Here is a 14,383-nt window from a genome sequence, read left to right as displayed (position 1 = left end):
TCACGAAATGGAGCATTCTGAAGGTTGAGATTGTTCTATAATTTCTTTTCTTCAAACTGTTTGACGTGAAGATATGCTTTGGAGAATATAGATGGAGAAGACCGATCAACCACTTATTATTTTTGACGGTGTATGCAATCTTTGTGAGTATTCTGTAAAATTTATCGTTAAAAATGACCGCCAAGCGAGGTTTAAATTTGTATCTGCCCAATCGGATATAGGGAAGGAACTTCAGCGCCTGCATGGTGTCGACACTTTCAAAGATGGCTCCGTTATCCTACTAAAAAATGATCAAGTGTATGTCAAGAGCGATGCTGCTGTAGAAATAGCGAAAGATCTCGATGGCCTATGGAGATTCCTGTATGTTTTTAAATTTATCCCAAAGCCTGTCAGAGATTTAGTTTATTCAATAATTTCAAAAAACAGGTATCGGTGGTTTGGCAGAAAAAATCAGTGTCTGCTTCCTGATAAAAATATAAAGGATAGATTTTTATAATTTATACTGTCATGAATTTAATAAACAAGCCGAGTTTTTTGTTCTTTTCCCCGCAACAAACCGAGATAAAAATCACCGAGATAAAAATCAAGATGTACTTGTCATCAAATGCTCGGAGCATGTTTCCAGTTTTCTTGGAGACAGTCTTTGTTTTGTCTATCAGACATGAGATTCTTCTTGAATATAACGCGAGTGTCCGACACGTCACTTTGATATGTTTCCTGATAGCCCTGAAATTGAAGCATAGTAGTTTCGAGAAAAATCCGTGTTGAAAAAGTTGCTCCATTTTAGGTGAAACGGATGCTCGATACTTTTCAATCTTTCAGTTTAAAAGGCCAAAAAGAAGAACACTTGCATGTATGAACAGAAAATCAATACACTGTGCGACCAGTTCTTTCTAGCCAGACTGAAGGTGCAGCTTTCTTCTCGTTTAAAGTGAGTCCAGATTGAACTTGATTACGGGCGCTATTCATACTCAAACAACCAGACAATTTTTCCGTCTTTACTTTTTTTATGTTTGCGGGCCGAGGGCTCTATGCGATCTTCTGCTTACCAAATTTTTCATTTTCAGATTGGCTTTCTAGTGCAGCCAGCCGTAATTCAACATCCTTTAGCTTGTTCTTCAACATTACATTTTCTTTTTCTGTATTGATCATTTTGTGAAAAATATCAATCATATCAGAGAAAAGATTATTGTAACCAGTACCCCCTCCTAGTATTTCGATTGTCTTAACTATTTTTTCAGGAATATCCGGTATGGCCTTCTCGGATTTTGGAGAAATATCAATTTTTTTGATTTTATCTGCTGGGGCAATGGGGACATCCTGAGGAAATTCAGGCTGCTCACTCTTGCTCCGATCTAACACAGGGGCTTCCGTTTCTTCCAATATAGTTCTTCCAAATGACAACATTTCCTCAAAGGTCATTTTGAAATGATGGGCAATTTTTCCCCAAACCTTATCTGACCCGGTCTTCCGCTGCTTAACAATAGCATTCAAATAGCCACGGTCAATTTTCTGCTCAGAGGCAAGACGAGTTTGTGCTCCTCTGCCTTCTTCTTTAAGCAGATGAGTCAATGCCGCATGAAATTGTTTGAGGAATGTTTGATTCATTGCTCAATAATAGAGCAAAAGTACAACAACATCAAGAATAAAATGATCAATAGGTATTTCTATTCGCTTTTTCATTGACTTTATTTTCTTTATAGACCAAAAATAGACCATGAATAGTCCTAAAAAGAAAACGACGAAGAAGAAAATAGCCGCAGAGGCCGGCATTGGCCCTGACTTCTTCAGTCATATTTTATGGGGTAGGCGTCCCTGTCCTGTCGCAGTGGCAATACGATTGGAAAAAGTAACCGGTATTGATAGAGATATTTGGATTTCGAGACATCCTAAAGAGATCAGGAACATTGTAGAAGAGTATATCTATACTGAATGAGAATATTATGGATATTAATACCAGGTTGATAGCAATAGAAGAAAATCAAAAACTGATAATTGACCTTTTAGTTAGTAGAAAAACCAACTTTTCATCTGTGATGACATTGAAAGAAGCTGCTCAATACACTGGCTATTCTGTTGATCACTTCAGGCGGCTTTCCGTAGAACAACGATTAATTCCATATTCAAGACCATCTGAACAACAAAAAGGGAAACTGCTTTTCCGAAAAATTGACCTCGACATTTTCGTAGAAAAATCAATCAAAGTAGAAAATGCGAAGCAGCCACTTGGCCGCCGCAGAAAGTCTACTGTAATTTTAACACGGTAGAAATGTGAGTGCAGGTACACAAAACATCTGGCCACTGGCTCAATCTTGGGTGAGCTCCAACAGGGTGTTGATATGGTGCATAGCCGCACCATATTATCGGTTTATGTCATGTGATTCAAGCGACCTGGCAGGAGAGGCCAATCTTGCTGTGTATCAGGCAATATCAGTCTTAATCGATCAAAACAAGGATTTGTCCTTAACGAGCAAGTATTTCCGTATTGTCTTTCGTACCAGATGTATCCAGATGGCCGCTGGTGTTGCCTTAGCTAATGAACAGCAGGCAACCGTGGCAATTCAAAAAGAACAATCTCCAGAACTGAATGAATCCTCTGAGCTGGATGACGCAGTCATTGTCGAGGCCTTGTCTGCACTAACTGATCGACAAAGGTTGGTTTCCCTGTGGATTCTTTCACAGCCAAAACCCGTCAGCTTTTACACTATTGCCAATCATTTTGGGATTCATATCCAATCGGTCAGAAGGATTTTATCAAATGCCATCAGGAGAATTGAGGGATATGGAAATCAAAGAATATGCGAAGACCTCTAAAATTCCGCTGAAAACACTACGCTGGATGGAAAGGATAAAAAAAATAAGCAACCCTCTCTCGGATGACGATTTAATCGGTTTGAAATTGCTGGAAAATCTTTGGGGGCTGCATGATTTTCTGAGACCTCAGTTGAGTCAAAAAAACATAAAACATAGAAAAGCACTCATTGACACCTGTGACCTGGAAACCAAATGGGAACGCTATGCGTTTTCCAGGTTCATTAACTTGGAGCCAGACAAACGTCTCTTTATGAAAAATCTGATAGCAGAAATTGAAACGACCTACCGGTTTAAGCTGTCAATTTTTGAGATCAGAAAGCTGTATCGGGTGCGAAAGAGAGCTCAAAGAGCCAAAGAAAGACTAGTGAAAAAAGAGCTAAATGAGGGCATGAAAATGGCAAATAATGACCTTAGAAAAAGTGAACTGGACTTTGCAAAATGACCATGAAAAAGCTGCGACAAAACATAATCAAAGAAAAAGAAACAGTAGTTTCTTTAATGCGACAGAAATGATGACTCAAGACAAAAAACAAACTCAAAAAATCATCATGATTATAGGAGTATTTTTCATGTTCACCAGTTCGGTTTGTAGTCCGGTTTGGGGGCTTGAAATCCGGCAGGATTTTTACAAATACCCACCGGTCATAAACACACCTGTACAAATTCCAATCCATCAAACTTTCATCATCGCCAAGCAAATTTCTTTTTACGCTGAACCGAAAAGTCGTCCGTTCCCTGTGGTCTATTTTGACTTGGGCAGCGCAAGGTTATCCTCGGATGCCGGCAACAAACTCCTGATGGATTTACGAAAGTGTTGTGCCTCCTGTCCTCTATATCTCACCGGCTTCACCTGTTCGATTGGAAGTGAAAACCAGAACCTGAAACTTTCCAGGTATCGAGCCGAGGCTGTTGCCATCAAGCTTCGGAGAAATGGTTACCAGGTGGCTCAAGCAGAAGGAAAAGGGATGATTTACGGAAGTTCCCCTGAAAGCAACCGAAGGGTAGAAATAAAACTAACGAAAAACTAACAAGCACAAGCTCGTGCAACAACACAACAAAAGGAAAAGTGATCATGAAAAAAGTGACTTTTTTTTCCATCTTAACCGTTTTACTGCTCCAGACAGTCAATCTCTTCGCTATGACAACTCCGGCGGCTGGTTCGTTTGCCTATGACCTATACGATATTGCGGTAACGCAGATTTTGCTTGGCCCTATTGGATTTGTCGCTGGTGTTGCTTCGATGGCTTTTGCAGCCATCCTTGCTATCCGGCAGATGATTCTTCCTGCGGCAGGCGTTGTACTTGGGGGGGCATTTCTGCTTTCCGCTGATACCGTTGTGCAATCTATCGGCGCAGTAATCCTTTAACGATAAGATTATAGCAATGATCGCCAGAAAGTTTCCGCAATATCTGTCTAAACCGTTTCAAGTACTGTGGTTTGAGGTGGATGAGCTGGTTTTGTTCCTCTTCTTCCTTACCCTGTCATTGCTCTACGGTAAGTTAATGTGGCTTATCTTCCTAGTATTTCAGTATTCCTACACCAAAACCAAACGCTCTCAGGCACGGGGATTCTTGAAGCATGTCCTTTATGTCTTTGGCCTGGTCAAGATGAACAACTATCCCGACTATTTCCAGCAGGAGTTTCACGAGTGAAAGCAAATATTTTCGTGCAAAAATCCAGTAATTTATTCGTTGAAAACCGACTGCTTAAATTTGCTATCGGGGCAATGGCCGTAGCCGTCTGCTTCAACTCCCTTATGGTGTATCGGGCGGTTAAATATCAACGTGTTGTGCTGATTCCACCCGCTATGACCGGCACGATTGAGTTCGTCCAGGGCAAGCCTACCGAGACTTACATCAAGGACATGAGCAGAAAAATTGTCAACCTGGCAACTACCTATTCCCCACCCACGGCAAGAGGGCAGTTTGATGATCTGCTCTCACTTTACACCTCCGAAGCCTATCCCGAAGCCTCAAAAAGCTGGTACTCCTTGGCGGGGCGTATTGAAGAATCGCAGGTAAGTTCGACATTTTACTTGGAGAAAATCACAGTAAGCGAAGGCACTATCGAAATGTTTGGGAATCTGGCCCAGTTCGCCGGAGACACAAAACTTGAAAAGGCTGCCAAAACCTTTGTTGTCGCCTATCGCATCCGTGATGGCCGTTTTGAGATTAGCGAGTTCAAGGAGAAGAATCTCAGAGCGGATATTGCCGAACGTAAAGCAGAAGCAGAAACAGAAGCGAAGCTCAAGAAAAGGGCAGAGGAAAAAATAAAGATGGACAAGCAAGTGGAGACGGAAACAAAATGAAGAAAATCTTACGGATAGGCTTGTGCTTGCTATTGGCAGGATCCTCGGTGCAAGCAGAAGAAGCACCGGCTCCTCCCGCTTCAATTCATGTTGCGGATATTGTGGAGCAAGCATACCAAGAAAGCCAACCACCTGTTCCAGCTCCGCCAGCCACCATTGTTCAAGAAACACCAAAAGAAGAACAAGAGCCTATTTGGGAAGACCAGGCCTCCATTCTTCCACCACAAGCCCAGCAGTCTCCGGTTATAACCGAGCCAAAACCCTTAAAACCTTCAACTTCGACAAATCGCCCTTTTGACAACCCCACGTCAGTCAATTTCATTGCTCCTGAAATGCCAACCAACGTGCAGTTGTCCAATCGGGACATCAACCGGATTGTCTGTTCCGGGTCGATGAGTGATTTGATTTTCTCGGAAGAAAAGGGCATTACCGGTCATTTTTCCGGCAATAGCGCCTTTATCAAATTCAAGGCTGAGGAGTTCAACGGACTGCTATCCTATGCCGAGACGCCCAGTGAGTTATTTATTGTCTGCAATGGAGCAGTTTACACCCTGATTGCGGAACCTCAAGAAATCTCATCTGTAACCCTGCATCTGGCCGCACCGGCAAAGGATGTTTTCAAAAAGAATATCGACCATTACAAAAACATGCCTTTGGAAAGACAGGTCTTGCAGATCATCAAGGAAGGTTATGAAGGCGGCTATCCATCCAGCTACAAGGTCTCAAATGCGGACACCCTGGTTCCCCTCTGTGGCGATCTCAGCGTCAACCTGATGCAGACCGTGGATGTGGAAGGGGTAGGGTTACGATTGAAGCAATTCAAGGTGGCCTCTACCAAGGATGAGACAATGGAACTGCAGGAGAAAACCTTTCTGTCACTTGGTATCAGTGAATCCATTCTGGCCGTGGCAATAGAAGATCAGGTTCTGAACTTCGGCGAGGTGACCAGGGTGTTTGTGGTTGAAAAACGGGAGCAGTTGCAATGACCTTGAAAGAAAAGTTCAACAACCTGACACCACAAAACAAAAAAATTTTAGCATGGTCGGTAGTCGGTCTCATTGTTCTGGGAATCGCTGTTACTGGTTACAATTCCCGCTCTAATAAAAAGGTAGATGTTGCGGGAACAGAAAAAAACAGGACCATTTATCTTGACCCTGACATGATTGAAAAGACCATGCTCAAAGAACAGGGTCGGCAGATTGATGCTCTTAAAAAGGGCATGACCGATCTGACAAAAAGTCAGACCGATTTTTTGGCTCTTGAAGAGAAGAAAAACAAAGATGCAGAAAGCAGAAAATTAGTTATCCCCACGCCTGAACAATTATCTCAGGGAAAACCTCTCCCTGAACATGTACTCGATGCAAATGGAAACCAAGTTCTTGATGAACATGGAATGCCTGTATTTCAAAAGAGTCAACCATCATCAGGTGGTCGTAATTTGGGGCCATCACCTCAAGGGGGTGGCCGTGGAAACCAGAAGCAGGAGAAGAAAATCGTCGGTAAGATTTTAGTGATTTCAAACCAGGCCGCTGCTCTTCCCCAGGATGACGGTAAAAAAAAAGGTCGGACGGTCTATCTCCCTCCATCTTTTATGGAGGCGAGCCTGTTGACAGGTTTCGATGCTGCTACTTCGAGCGGTGCCAAGGGGGGCAACTCCGAACCTCTTTTGCTCCGTATCCAGACCCCGGCAGTGCTGCCAAATGATATCAAGGCCAACCTGTCCGGCTGTTTCATTATTGCCGAGGCCGTAGGCAGGTTGGACAAAGAACGGGCCGATGTGCGCTTAGTCTCGCTTTCATGTCTGTCCAACGAAGGCAGTGCCGTTATTGATACCCCGATCAAAGGTTTTGTAACTGATTCTGACTCCAAGGTTGGTCTCTCCGGACGAGTAGTATCCCGGATGGGTGCTGCAACTGCCAGAGCGATCATAGCCGGTTTTTTCGGCGGGGCCGGCGAGGCGTTAAAAGCGGCGGCCACCACAACCTCATCATCGGTATTGGGAACAACCAATTCTGTTGAAGCTTCGCAGATCGGGAAATATGCCGTCGGTGGTGGACTATCAGAGGGAGCAAACACCCTGCAAGATTTCTACATGAATTTAGCAAAGCAGACGACTCCGGTAATCGAAGTGGCTGCGACCAAGAAAATTACTGTCATTGTCTCAGAAGGTAAAGATCTGGAGATTAAAGACTACAAAAGAGACGAATCGTTATGAAATCACAATATGTCATTCTACCATTATTGCTGCTGCTGCTGTTGCTGTCGGGTTGTGGCGGGGTCGGAAGAATTGTCAATCCCTATGAGGAAAATTTCAAATGCCGCACCAGAGATGATGCCGGTAAGTGTATTTCTACGCCATCCGCTTACAAGGAGGCCAGGTTCCCCGATGTTGATAATGTAAGCGAGACAAGCTGCACGAACGTAGGTGGTGACACTATTGCCTGTCCACCGGCTCCAACCGATGCGTCCAATATCTTTGTAACCAAAGTTTCAAAGACCAGCATCAACCAGCTCACTGCGCAAAATAGCCGTTACAAGGCACTCACGGAACTCCTCACGGAACCGGACAAGCCAATGCTGGAACCACCCAAGATCATGCGGGTACTGATGCTGCCGTACAAAGGAGAGAACGACGAACTGTTTATGACCCGCTATGTCTATTTGAAGCTGAAAGAATCTCAATGGGTGCTGACAGATATAAGTGAAAAGGCAAAGGCACTACAATGATTGACTTTTGTAAGCGCCTTCTCTACGGCAACACTGAATACCTGAAACACAGCGATATTGCCAAGTTGACCAGGCGGCATCCTTTTTCTGCCTTCCTGAACTATATCGCTTACGATCAGGAGCATGAAATCTATGTGAATCAGGACAGCACCTTTGGGATGATATGGGAGTGTTCCCCACTTACCTACGCAGGGGAAAAGGCCATGAACTCACTTGAGGGTATTTTCAGAACGGCGATGCCTCATGGCACTATTATTCAGTTTATTTTACATGCTGATTCCTACATAGAACCCATCATAGATCAGTATCGAAAGAGTCGAACCAGAACAGAACCAATAATTGTCACCAATACCGAAAGAGTTACTGAATTTTTACTCGAAGGGAAAAAGGGGCTGGAGGCATGTAGCTTTATTCCCGTCAGAAATTTCCGGTTGTTTGTAGCGGTTAAAGTCCCTGAGGATGCGTCTGGTATGCCAAAGCCAGACGAATTGGGTGATAAAAAGAAGATTGCACCGTTACTCGACATCAAGCGGCAGATCAACGAGACATTGAGAGCGGCCCAGCTTTACCCCAGAAATCTGCCACCAGGCAACCTAATGGAATGGTTGCGGCGGTTGCTCAATACCTACCCCAAAGATTATCCAGAGCATAACTTCAATTCCTACAGCCCCAATATACCAATTCTGAAACAGATTATCAATGCGGATACCGTTATCAAGGAAGGGAGCGATTATATTCAGGCTGGAGATAAATACTGGTGTTGCACGACCCCCAAGAGCTTTCCCAAAGAAGTTGACCCGATGCAGACCAACTCCCTGTTTGGCGGGATATGGGGCATTGTTTCGGATGCTGACCAGATCAAGACTGATTTTCTCTATTGCTTCAATATCGTCTTTCAGAAGGGGATAGATGTAACAATCCACGCAAAAACCAATCTGATGCTCAATCAGAAAGGGGTTGGTTCATTATCTACCCTGCTTCATCGTAAGCAAGCGGAACACATAGAGGCCGCTGATGATCTGGAACATGGTGTCAAATTCCTCAAGATCATTCCCGTTTTCTGGGTGTTTTCGGACAATATAGAAAATGCCAGAGATTCATGTACCAGGGTCAGACGGTTGTGGGAGAATAACGGCTATGTGATGCAACAGGACAACATGGTTCTGAAAATCCTGTTTATCTCGTCTTTTCCTCTTTGTCTTTATGCTGACGGTAAGAACATAGAAAATCTGGAGCGTGCTTTTACCGCATCAGTACCTTCAATCACCCCACTGCTGCCGGTTCAGGGTGATTTTGTCGGTTCCGGCGGCATCCCAAATTTGATTTTCACTGGCCGGAAAGGTCAGTTGATTTCGTTGGACTTTTTCGCAAAAGGGGCAACCAACTTTAATTGCTTTTGCTGCGCCACATCTGGTTCCGGAAAATCATTTCTGGTCAACTTCATAGCCTTTAATTATTACGCTTGCGGTTCCATAATCCGCATCATTGATATTGGTGGTTCCTATAAAAAAATGGCTGATATGTTGGGAACAAGGTATCTGGATTTCTGCCCTGATTCAGATATCTGCCTTAATCCCTTCACAAATATTATAGAGCCGGAGGAAGAATTAGCTGCGATAGCAACCGTATTCGCGCAAATGGCCTACGCCAATGCGAAAACAGGATGTGAGGATATAGAGGAAATAAATTTATTTTATTGGGCGGTAAATTGGGCATGGCATCAAAAAGGACAAGCCGCCGATGCCAATACGGTCTGGGAATTTTTGAAATTATTCCCTACCGGTCCCGGCATGGAACAATATGATGAGAACAAAAAATTAATTGAGAAAGCCAGGAAATTAGGCTTTCTCCTGATGAACTTCACGTCGTATGGCTTTTACGGCAAGTTCTTTTGCGGCCCCAGCACCTTTGATATTCGCAATGATGAATTCGTTGTCCTTGAGTTGGAGAACCTGAAAGTAAAGCCTGATCTCTATAAGGTTGTGACCATGCTCATTATCAATGCCGTTACCCAAGACCTCTATCTCTCAGATCGGTCACGGCATCGGTTGATTATTTTCGATGAAGCGTGGCAGTTTCTGGATAAGTCCTCAATGCTTGCGCCTGTTGTCAATGAGGGTTACCGCAGGGCCAGGAAGTACTCCGGTAGTTTCATGATTATCACCCAATCTATTCTTGATCTGGACCAATTTGGTGAAGTTGGAACTGTAATCAAAGACAACTCGGCGTTTAAAATCTTTTTGGAATCGCCTGCTTTTGACAAGGCGAAAGATCTGAAGTTGATTGATTACGATGATTTTTCCATGAAGCTCCTGAAAAGCATCAAATCCAACCCTCCGTACTACTCAGAAATCTTGTTTGACACGCCCTTTGGCATTGGTCCGGCTCGTTTGATAGTAAACGATTACGCCTATTTTATATACACCTCCAAGGCTTCTGAAATCGCCATGATCGAAGGAAGAGTTAAATCCGGCATGACCTATCATGAGGCCATCCTGGAAATGGTCGAGTTGCGGAAAAATGGGCAACTGTAAGTTTTTTATTCTCATTCTCATTGTTGGCCTTCTGCCGGCCTCTCCTGCCTTTGGAAAAAATCTTGGCACCATCGGGATGACCTATCCCATAGTGGAGCCGGACCTGGTTGAAGAGATCAAGGCCAGTATTGACTATGAAAAGCTGGCAAAGGTCATGGTGGAGCATAGGCAGAACTACAAAGCAAAAGACATCTATGCCCTGCCCACAGTTAAGAGAGATCGGACGTTTTTCGTCGATATGACCTACACTTTAGATCATGACATCGCGAATGAAAATGGGGAGATCATGTACCAGCGAGGGCTTACCTGGAACCCTTTGGATTATGTCTCTCTACCGGGTGGTTTGGTGGTCATCAATAGCGAGGAAAGAAAGCAAGTCGAGTGGTTTCTAAAGTCACCCTATAACAAGGATCGTCAAACCAAATTATTGATCTCCGCAGGACTTGCCGCACCCTTGATAAAGCAATTAGACAGGCCCGTTTTTTATCTGACCAAAACCATAGCTGATCGTCTGCAATTAGCCGCTGCTCCTTGCGTGATTACTCAGAATGGCAAAAAGATCATGGTGCAGGAGATAAAGATTGATGAATAGATTGATAAATAAATATCTGCTGGTCTTAGTGCTTTTGTTTTCTGCCTCGCCATCCTTTGCCCTCATCCAAAAATCAGGCGATTCATTCAACCCGGGTTCGGATATAAACTGGGAGGATCTGGAATTTAAGTTTTTAGGTATTTGCATCTGCCCCAGACCACCACCAATTTTTTACGAGGAAGGTGAAATTTACCAATATTGGGACCCGTCTATATTCATAGATACGGTAACAGTAGCAAATTATTCTCCGTTCACAGGGTCCGGTGGAGAAGCCGAGGGTTCGATTGATGACGTATTAGGCGGAAAGAACAAATCTTCGGATGCTCTCTCTATTGCCGATGAATCAACCTTCTTCCAGGCACATGCCTTTATTTTTTCGATGCTGGATGGAAGCCTTTGTGAAAATAACGATGTTGGAGGTTGGTGGACTGAATTTGATTCAATGTGGCAGGACGATGAACTTGCAGTCACTATCACTCCCGAAGCTGGATTATTTGCCAATAAGACCATGCAGTTGCTTTGCATGACAGATGCGGCGGCGGTTAATTTAGGGTTCCCGCTTGACGCGATGCCCTGGTGTATTGGGAGCAGCGGGTCAACTTATCCCGTAAGCGGCCATGTGGACAATGACAATCTTGTTCAGGCCAGTAATACGGTAGCGTCACGGCTGATCTTCAAGCTGAACCGTCTGTTCATGCTTTGCGACCCGGCTTCTCTTTGTGGCTGCACTTACACGCCGATCTGGACAAAGAGCCATTACAAGATGCACACGGCCAGGCCCGATTTGCGGTCCACTTACCCTATCGGCAAAGCCGCCAAGTTCTATGATTCCGGTCTCAATCCACCCTATATGGGAGCAAAAGGGTCAAATGATGAATTTCTCTGGGTGGTATTCAGAAAGGTACTCTGTTGCACTTGCTGCGAATGATATGCGAAGACAAATTTTTATCATCATGCTGGCCGGATTGGTTGTTGGCTTATCGGCTTTCGCGGTGCTAGGCGATGAATGCCCTTGTTCTGACAAGACTGTCCCTGCTTTGCCACCGGCTCTCTTGGAAAAGGCCAGGGAACTGGCTGAAATTGACGACGAAGCAACCAGAAAAGCTATGGATACGGCCAGAGAGCTGGCTAAGACCATGACTATCCCTGAAAATATACATAAAGAGGCAGGAATAAAAGCAGCCGAAAAGTCCAATTCTGATTTCAGGAAGCCAGGATTTCAGCAGAAAATAGCAGATGAGTTCAACAGGCAGGCAGATTTGTTTATACCTGAAAGCAGGAGAAATAAACAAAAGGAACAGGAAACAAAAGGCATCCTTGCTGAGAATGAAAAAGTGTTTCTCTTCCTCTCCAGTTCTATCCCGGAGGCATCATTTCAGGGGTACATGCTCTATCTCGAAGGAGTGCCTGAGATCCTGCCGGTCATGAAGGGAATGGTAGGCGGTCTGGGGAAAGAGAACAAAGAAGAAAGAGTACAATGGTGGAGCAAGGTTCTGAAAAAAGATACCACCTGCAAAAAGACACCGGAGGAGCCATGTGAGCTGATCAAACCGGCAATTTCGATCAAACCGGCACTCTTTAATCAGTACAGTATCACCGAAGTTCCAACCTTGATCTATGACCGAGGCGATGAGATTTTTCAAATTCAAGGCGATGTGGGCCTTGTTACCCTCTTGGAAAAAGTTAATCAGGAAGCGAAAAGCCCAGGTTTAACAGCTTTTATAACCAAAATCAGAGGAAGCCGATGATTCAGTTTGAATTAAAAAGACCTCTACGATCAGAGCAAGATGTCAAAGCTTTTGTTCACAGCGGGGATCTTGCCATTATCGGACCACGCGCAGTGGCGGTGTATCTAGTAATCAATGCCGAGAAAACATTTCCGACAGTGAAGGTTATTTGTAAAAAAAGCGGGATTTCTGATAAGCCGGTGCGTCGTTCTTTAGTGGTACTTGAAGAATATGGATACATAGGAAAAAAAGAGACAAAACCGGTCCAGGGCTATTCGGCTTTTCCTTCAGGCGAGAGTGTAACGGCTAACCAATGAAAATCAATTTTGAGTCATTTAGCGCATCTTCTGGATGCTAAGCCGTTGTCAAATAATAACATGGCTGGAGTATTGCTCGGAACGGCATAAGGATTCGTAACGAAATGAATGAAAATGGCCAGGCTATTTCGTAACGAATCCTAAGAAGAAAAGCTATGGCCAAAAGTAAATCTCTGCAAATGCTACCTGATAATCTCGAAGACCAGCAAATCCCGAATTTACCTGCTCATACCAATATTGAGCATGTGGCACCAAACAGTTGTCTGCAATCGGCCCTGTTTGGTCTGATAGAAAAAGGAACTCGGAAATACCTAAAACAACAGAAAGTCAATTCGTTGAATGGAATAGAAATTTGGTACACCGGCGAGCAACTCGACCAGAGCGATCTTGATGTTTTCCTTCACGCTATTCACTTAACGGCAGACGAAAAAAATATCCTGCCGGGAAATGCCGTGCGCTTTTCGATGAATGGCTTTTTGGCGGCCACCGGAAAGAGTGTTGGTGGTTCCGGTGAAAAATGGTTGATGGGTGTCATTGATCGTTTGGCTGCCAATATGGTGTATATCGAAGTCCCTGATTCATATACAAAAAAGCGGCAAATGTACGGCGGCTCGTTAATACGCGATTTTTTCTATGATTATAAAACGCAAACGTATTCACTGCGCTTAAACAGTAGTTTAGGCGCACTGTTTGAGCGAGGATGGACACCTGTGCAATGGGAACAGCGGGTATCGTTATCCAACAATTTATCAAAATGGTTACATGGATTTTACAATAGTATGCAAACCATTTTCCCTATGCAGGTGTCCAGATTGTTAGAATTAAGTGGTTCAAGTTGCGGTAGATTAAGTGATTTCAGAAGAGCATTGCGCCGTTCACTTGATAATCTTGTAGAAGTTGGAGCTCTTAAATCCTGGACAATAGATGACGATGACAAGATTCATATTGTTCGTTTTCAGACCAGAAAAATTACAGAAAAACCAGTTTAAGAGTATGGCATAGCGGTCGCAATGGTATGGCATAGCGGTCGTAAAGGCATGGCATAGCGCTCGGAAAGGTATGGCATAGCGCTCGCAAGGTATGGCATAGCGCTCGCAGTGAGTATGGCATAACGCTCGCACGACTATGGCATAGCGCTCGCAATTTTATTTTTTTCACCATCAAAATAACTCGATAAAACAACATGATATTTGATGGAGTTAAAGTTAGCAAAAGCTTTTAAAAGATTATTAAAAAGCAGTAATATCCGGTTAGAAAATTGCATGCAAATTTTTGATAAATATTAACATCTTGGGTCGTTTTTTCTTGACAAAGAGATAAAAATTTTCGGTCGCCCCCTTAAAAGAAAAATCTTTTAAGGGGGC

General features: G+C 43.9%; 19 protein-coding genes. 18 read left to right on the top strand and 1 reads right to left on the bottom strand.

Going from position 1 to position 14,383, the window contains the following annotated elements; translation table 11 throughout:
* Positions 1–91: 91 nt before the first annotated feature.
* Positions 92–496 carry a thiol-disulfide oxidoreductase DCC family protein gene (locus FCL47_RS22595; protein WP_136815991.1) on the top strand — a complete coding sequence of 135 codons (405 nt, stop codon included), beginning with the start codon at positions 92–94 and terminating at the stop codon, positions 494–496.
* 533 nt (positions 497–1,029) lie between these two features.
* Here the strand turns inward: FCL47_RS22595 and FCL47_RS22590 are convergent.
* Positions 1,030–1,608: a hypothetical protein gene (locus FCL47_RS22590; RefSeq protein ID WP_136815990.1), complete on the bottom strand. Its 579-nt coding sequence runs from the start codon at positions 1,606–1,608 to the stop codon at positions 1,030–1,032.
* A 109-nt stretch (positions 1,609–1,717) separates the two neighbouring features.
* On the opposite strand from FCL47_RS22590, the gene FCL47_RS22585 reads away from it, so the two are divergent.
* The 17 genes from FCL47_RS22585 to trfA all read left to right on the top strand — a co-directional run bounded on the left by FCL47_RS22585 (position 1,718) and on the right by trfA (position 14,008).
* Complete coding sequence (locus FCL47_RS22585) at positions 1,718–1,936, top strand: hypothetical protein (RefSeq protein ID WP_136815989.1); 219 nt, start codon at positions 1,718–1,720, stop codon at positions 1,934–1,936.
* A 7-nt stretch (positions 1,937–1,943) separates the two neighbouring features.
* Positions 1,944–2,267: a helix-turn-helix domain-containing protein gene (locus FCL47_RS22580; RefSeq protein WP_136815988.1), complete on the top strand. Its 324-nt coding sequence runs from the start codon at positions 1,944–1,946 to the stop codon at positions 2,265–2,267.
* A gap of 4 nt (positions 2,268–2,271) precedes the next feature.
* The gene (locus tag FCL47_RS22575; RefSeq protein ID WP_136815987.1) at positions 2,272–2,814 is read left to right on the top strand and encodes a sigma-70 family RNA polymerase sigma factor; all 543 of its coding nucleotides are present in this window, start codon (positions 2,272–2,274) and stop codon (positions 2,812–2,814) included.
* The gene (locus FCL47_RS22570) at positions 2,783–3,256 is read left to right on the top strand and encodes a hypothetical protein (RefSeq protein WP_136815986.1); all 474 of its coding nucleotides are present in this window, start codon (positions 2,783–2,785) and stop codon (positions 3,254–3,256) included. Before FCL47_RS22575 ends, FCL47_RS22570 begins: the two co-directional genes overlap by 32 nt.
* A complete protein-coding gene (locus FCL47_RS22565; protein ID WP_136815985.1) occupies positions 3,219–3,842 on the top strand; it encodes an OmpA family protein in 624 nt (207 codons plus the stop codon). Before FCL47_RS22570 ends, FCL47_RS22565 begins: the two co-directional genes overlap by 38 nt.
* A 44-nt stretch (positions 3,843–3,886) precedes the next feature.
* Positions 3,887–4,180, top strand: a complete 294-nt coding sequence (locus tag FCL47_RS22560; RefSeq protein WP_136815984.1) for a hypothetical protein — start codon at positions 3,887–3,889, stop codon at positions 4,178–4,180.
* A gap of 16 nt (positions 4,181–4,196) precedes the next feature.
* A complete protein-coding gene (locus FCL47_RS22555; RefSeq protein ID WP_136815983.1) occupies positions 4,197–4,466 on the top strand; it encodes a type IV conjugative transfer system protein TraL in 270 nt (89 codons plus the stop codon).
* Positions 4,463–5,122, top strand: coding sequence for a type IV conjugative transfer system protein TraE (locus FCL47_RS22550; RefSeq protein ID WP_167496610.1), 660 nt, complete (start codon positions 4,463–4,465; stop codon positions 5,120–5,122). Before FCL47_RS22555 ends, FCL47_RS22550 begins: the two co-directional genes overlap by 4 nt.
* Positions 5,119–6,108, top strand: a complete 990-nt coding sequence (locus tag FCL47_RS22545) for a type-F conjugative transfer system secretin TraK (protein ID WP_136815981.1) — start codon at positions 5,119–5,121, stop codon at positions 6,106–6,108. The genes FCL47_RS22550 and FCL47_RS22545 overlap by 4 nt, the downstream gene beginning before the upstream one ends.
* Positions 6,105–7,337, top strand: a complete 1,233-nt coding sequence (locus FCL47_RS22540; protein ID WP_136815980.1) for a TraB/VirB10 family protein — start codon at positions 6,105–6,107, stop codon at positions 7,335–7,337. Before FCL47_RS22545 ends, FCL47_RS22540 begins: the two co-directional genes overlap by 4 nt.
* The gene (gene traV / locus FCL47_RS22535; RefSeq protein WP_136815979.1) at positions 7,334–7,849 is read left to right on the top strand and encodes a type IV conjugative transfer system lipoprotein TraV; all 516 of its coding nucleotides are present in this window, start codon (positions 7,334–7,336) and stop codon (positions 7,847–7,849) included. The genes FCL47_RS22540 and traV overlap by 4 nt, the downstream gene beginning before the upstream one ends.
* Positions 7,846–10,383: a TraC family protein gene (locus FCL47_RS22530; RefSeq protein WP_136815978.1), complete on the top strand. Its 2,538-nt coding sequence runs from the start codon at positions 7,846–7,848 to the stop codon at positions 10,381–10,383. The genes traV and FCL47_RS22530 overlap by 4 nt, the downstream gene beginning before the upstream one ends.
* Complete coding sequence (locus tag FCL47_RS22525; RefSeq protein ID WP_167496609.1) at positions 10,370–10,975, top strand: hypothetical protein; 606 nt, start codon at positions 10,370–10,372, stop codon at positions 10,973–10,975. The genes FCL47_RS22530 and FCL47_RS22525 overlap by 14 nt, the downstream gene beginning before the upstream one ends.
* Positions 10,968–11,903, top strand: a complete 936-nt coding sequence (locus tag FCL47_RS22520; protein ID WP_136815976.1) for a TraU family protein — start codon at positions 10,968–10,970, stop codon at positions 11,901–11,903. The genes FCL47_RS22525 and FCL47_RS22520 overlap by 8 nt, the downstream gene beginning before the upstream one ends.
* Before the next feature lies 1 nt (position 11,904).
* Positions 11,905–12,723, top strand: a complete 819-nt coding sequence (locus tag FCL47_RS22515) for a TrbC family F-type conjugative pilus assembly protein (protein ID WP_167496608.1) — start codon at positions 11,905–11,907, stop codon at positions 12,721–12,723.
* Positions 12,720–13,019 (top strand): helix-turn-helix domain-containing protein, encoded by a 300-nt coding sequence (locus FCL47_RS22510; protein WP_136815974.1) that lies wholly within the window; start codon positions 12,720–12,722, stop codon positions 13,017–13,019. Before FCL47_RS22515 ends, FCL47_RS22510 begins: the two co-directional genes overlap by 4 nt.
* Before the next feature lie 155 nt (positions 13,020–13,174).
* The gene (gene trfA / locus FCL47_RS22505; RefSeq protein ID WP_136815973.1) at positions 13,175–14,008 is read left to right on the top strand and encodes a plasmid replication initiator TrfA; all 834 of its coding nucleotides are present in this window, start codon (positions 13,175–13,177) and stop codon (positions 14,006–14,008) included.
* Positions 14,009–14,383 lie beyond the last annotated feature (375 nt).

It is taken from the genome of Desulfopila sp. IMCC35006 (assembly GCF_005116645.1).
Classification (GTDB): Bacteria; Desulfobacterota; Desulfobulbia; order Desulfobulbales; family Desulfocapsaceae; genus Desulforhopalus_A.
The sequence above is the reverse complement of the archived record's forward strand: the minus strand, read 5'-3'. Positions and strand labels throughout refer to the sequence as shown.

Excerpts from the sequence above, each read along its gene's own strand:
- trfA (WP_136815973.1), top strand. The coding sequence starts at position 13,175 with ATGGCCAAAAGTAAATCTCTGCAAATGCTACCTGATAATCTCGAAGAC.
- traV (WP_136815979.1), top strand. The coding sequence starts at position 7,334 with ATGAAATCACAATATGTCATTCTACCATTATTGCTGCTGCTGCTGTTG.
- FCL47_RS22580 (WP_136815988.1), top strand. The coding sequence starts at position 1,944 with ATGGATATTAATACCAGGTTGATAGCAATAGAAGAAAATCAAAAACTG.
- FCL47_RS22515 (WP_167496608.1), top strand. The coding sequence starts at position 11,905 with ATGCGAAGACAAATTTTTATCATCATGCTGGCCGGATTGGTTGTTGGC.
- FCL47_RS22540 (WP_136815980.1), top strand. The coding sequence starts at position 6,105 with ATGACCTTGAAAGAAAAGTTCAACAACCTGACACCACAAAACAAAAAA.
- FCL47_RS22560 (WP_136815984.1), top strand. The coding sequence starts at position 3,887 with ATGAAAAAAGTGACTTTTTTTTCCATCTTAACCGTTTTACTGCTCCAG.
- FCL47_RS22570 (WP_136815986.1), top strand. The coding sequence starts at position 2,783 with ATGGAAATCAAAGAATATGCGAAGACCTCTAAAATTCCGCTGAAAACA.
- FCL47_RS22530 (WP_136815978.1), top strand. The coding sequence starts at position 7,846 with ATGATTGACTTTTGTAAGCGCCTTCTCTACGGCAACACTGAATACCTG.
- FCL47_RS22520 (WP_136815976.1), top strand. The coding sequence starts at position 10,968 with ATGAATAGATTGATAAATAAATATCTGCTGGTCTTAGTGCTTTTGTTT.
- FCL47_RS22565 (WP_136815985.1), top strand. The coding sequence starts at position 3,219 with ATGACCTTAGAAAAAGTGAACTGGACTTTGCAAAATGACCATGAAAAA.
- FCL47_RS22545 (WP_136815981.1), top strand. The coding sequence starts at position 5,119 with ATGAAGAAAATCTTACGGATAGGCTTGTGCTTGCTATTGGCAGGATCC.
- FCL47_RS22555 (WP_136815983.1), top strand. The coding sequence starts at position 4,197 with ATGATCGCCAGAAAGTTTCCGCAATATCTGTCTAAACCGTTTCAAGTA.
- FCL47_RS22510 (WP_136815974.1), top strand. The coding sequence starts at position 12,720 with ATGATTCAGTTTGAATTAAAAAGACCTCTACGATCAGAGCAAGATGTC.
- FCL47_RS22585 (WP_136815989.1), top strand. The coding sequence starts at position 1,718 with ATGAATAGTCCTAAAAAGAAAACGACGAAGAAGAAAATAGCCGCAGAG.
- FCL47_RS22590 (WP_136815990.1), bottom strand. The coding sequence starts at position 1,608 with ATGAATCAAACATTCCTCAAACAATTTCATGCGGCATTGACTCATCTG.
- FCL47_RS22595 (WP_136815991.1), top strand. The coding sequence starts at position 92 with ATGGAGAAGACCGATCAACCACTTATTATTTTTGACGGTGTATGCAAT.
- FCL47_RS22525 (WP_167496609.1), top strand. The coding sequence starts at position 10,370 with ATGGGCAACTGTAAGTTTTTTATTCTCATTCTCATTGTTGGCCTTCTG.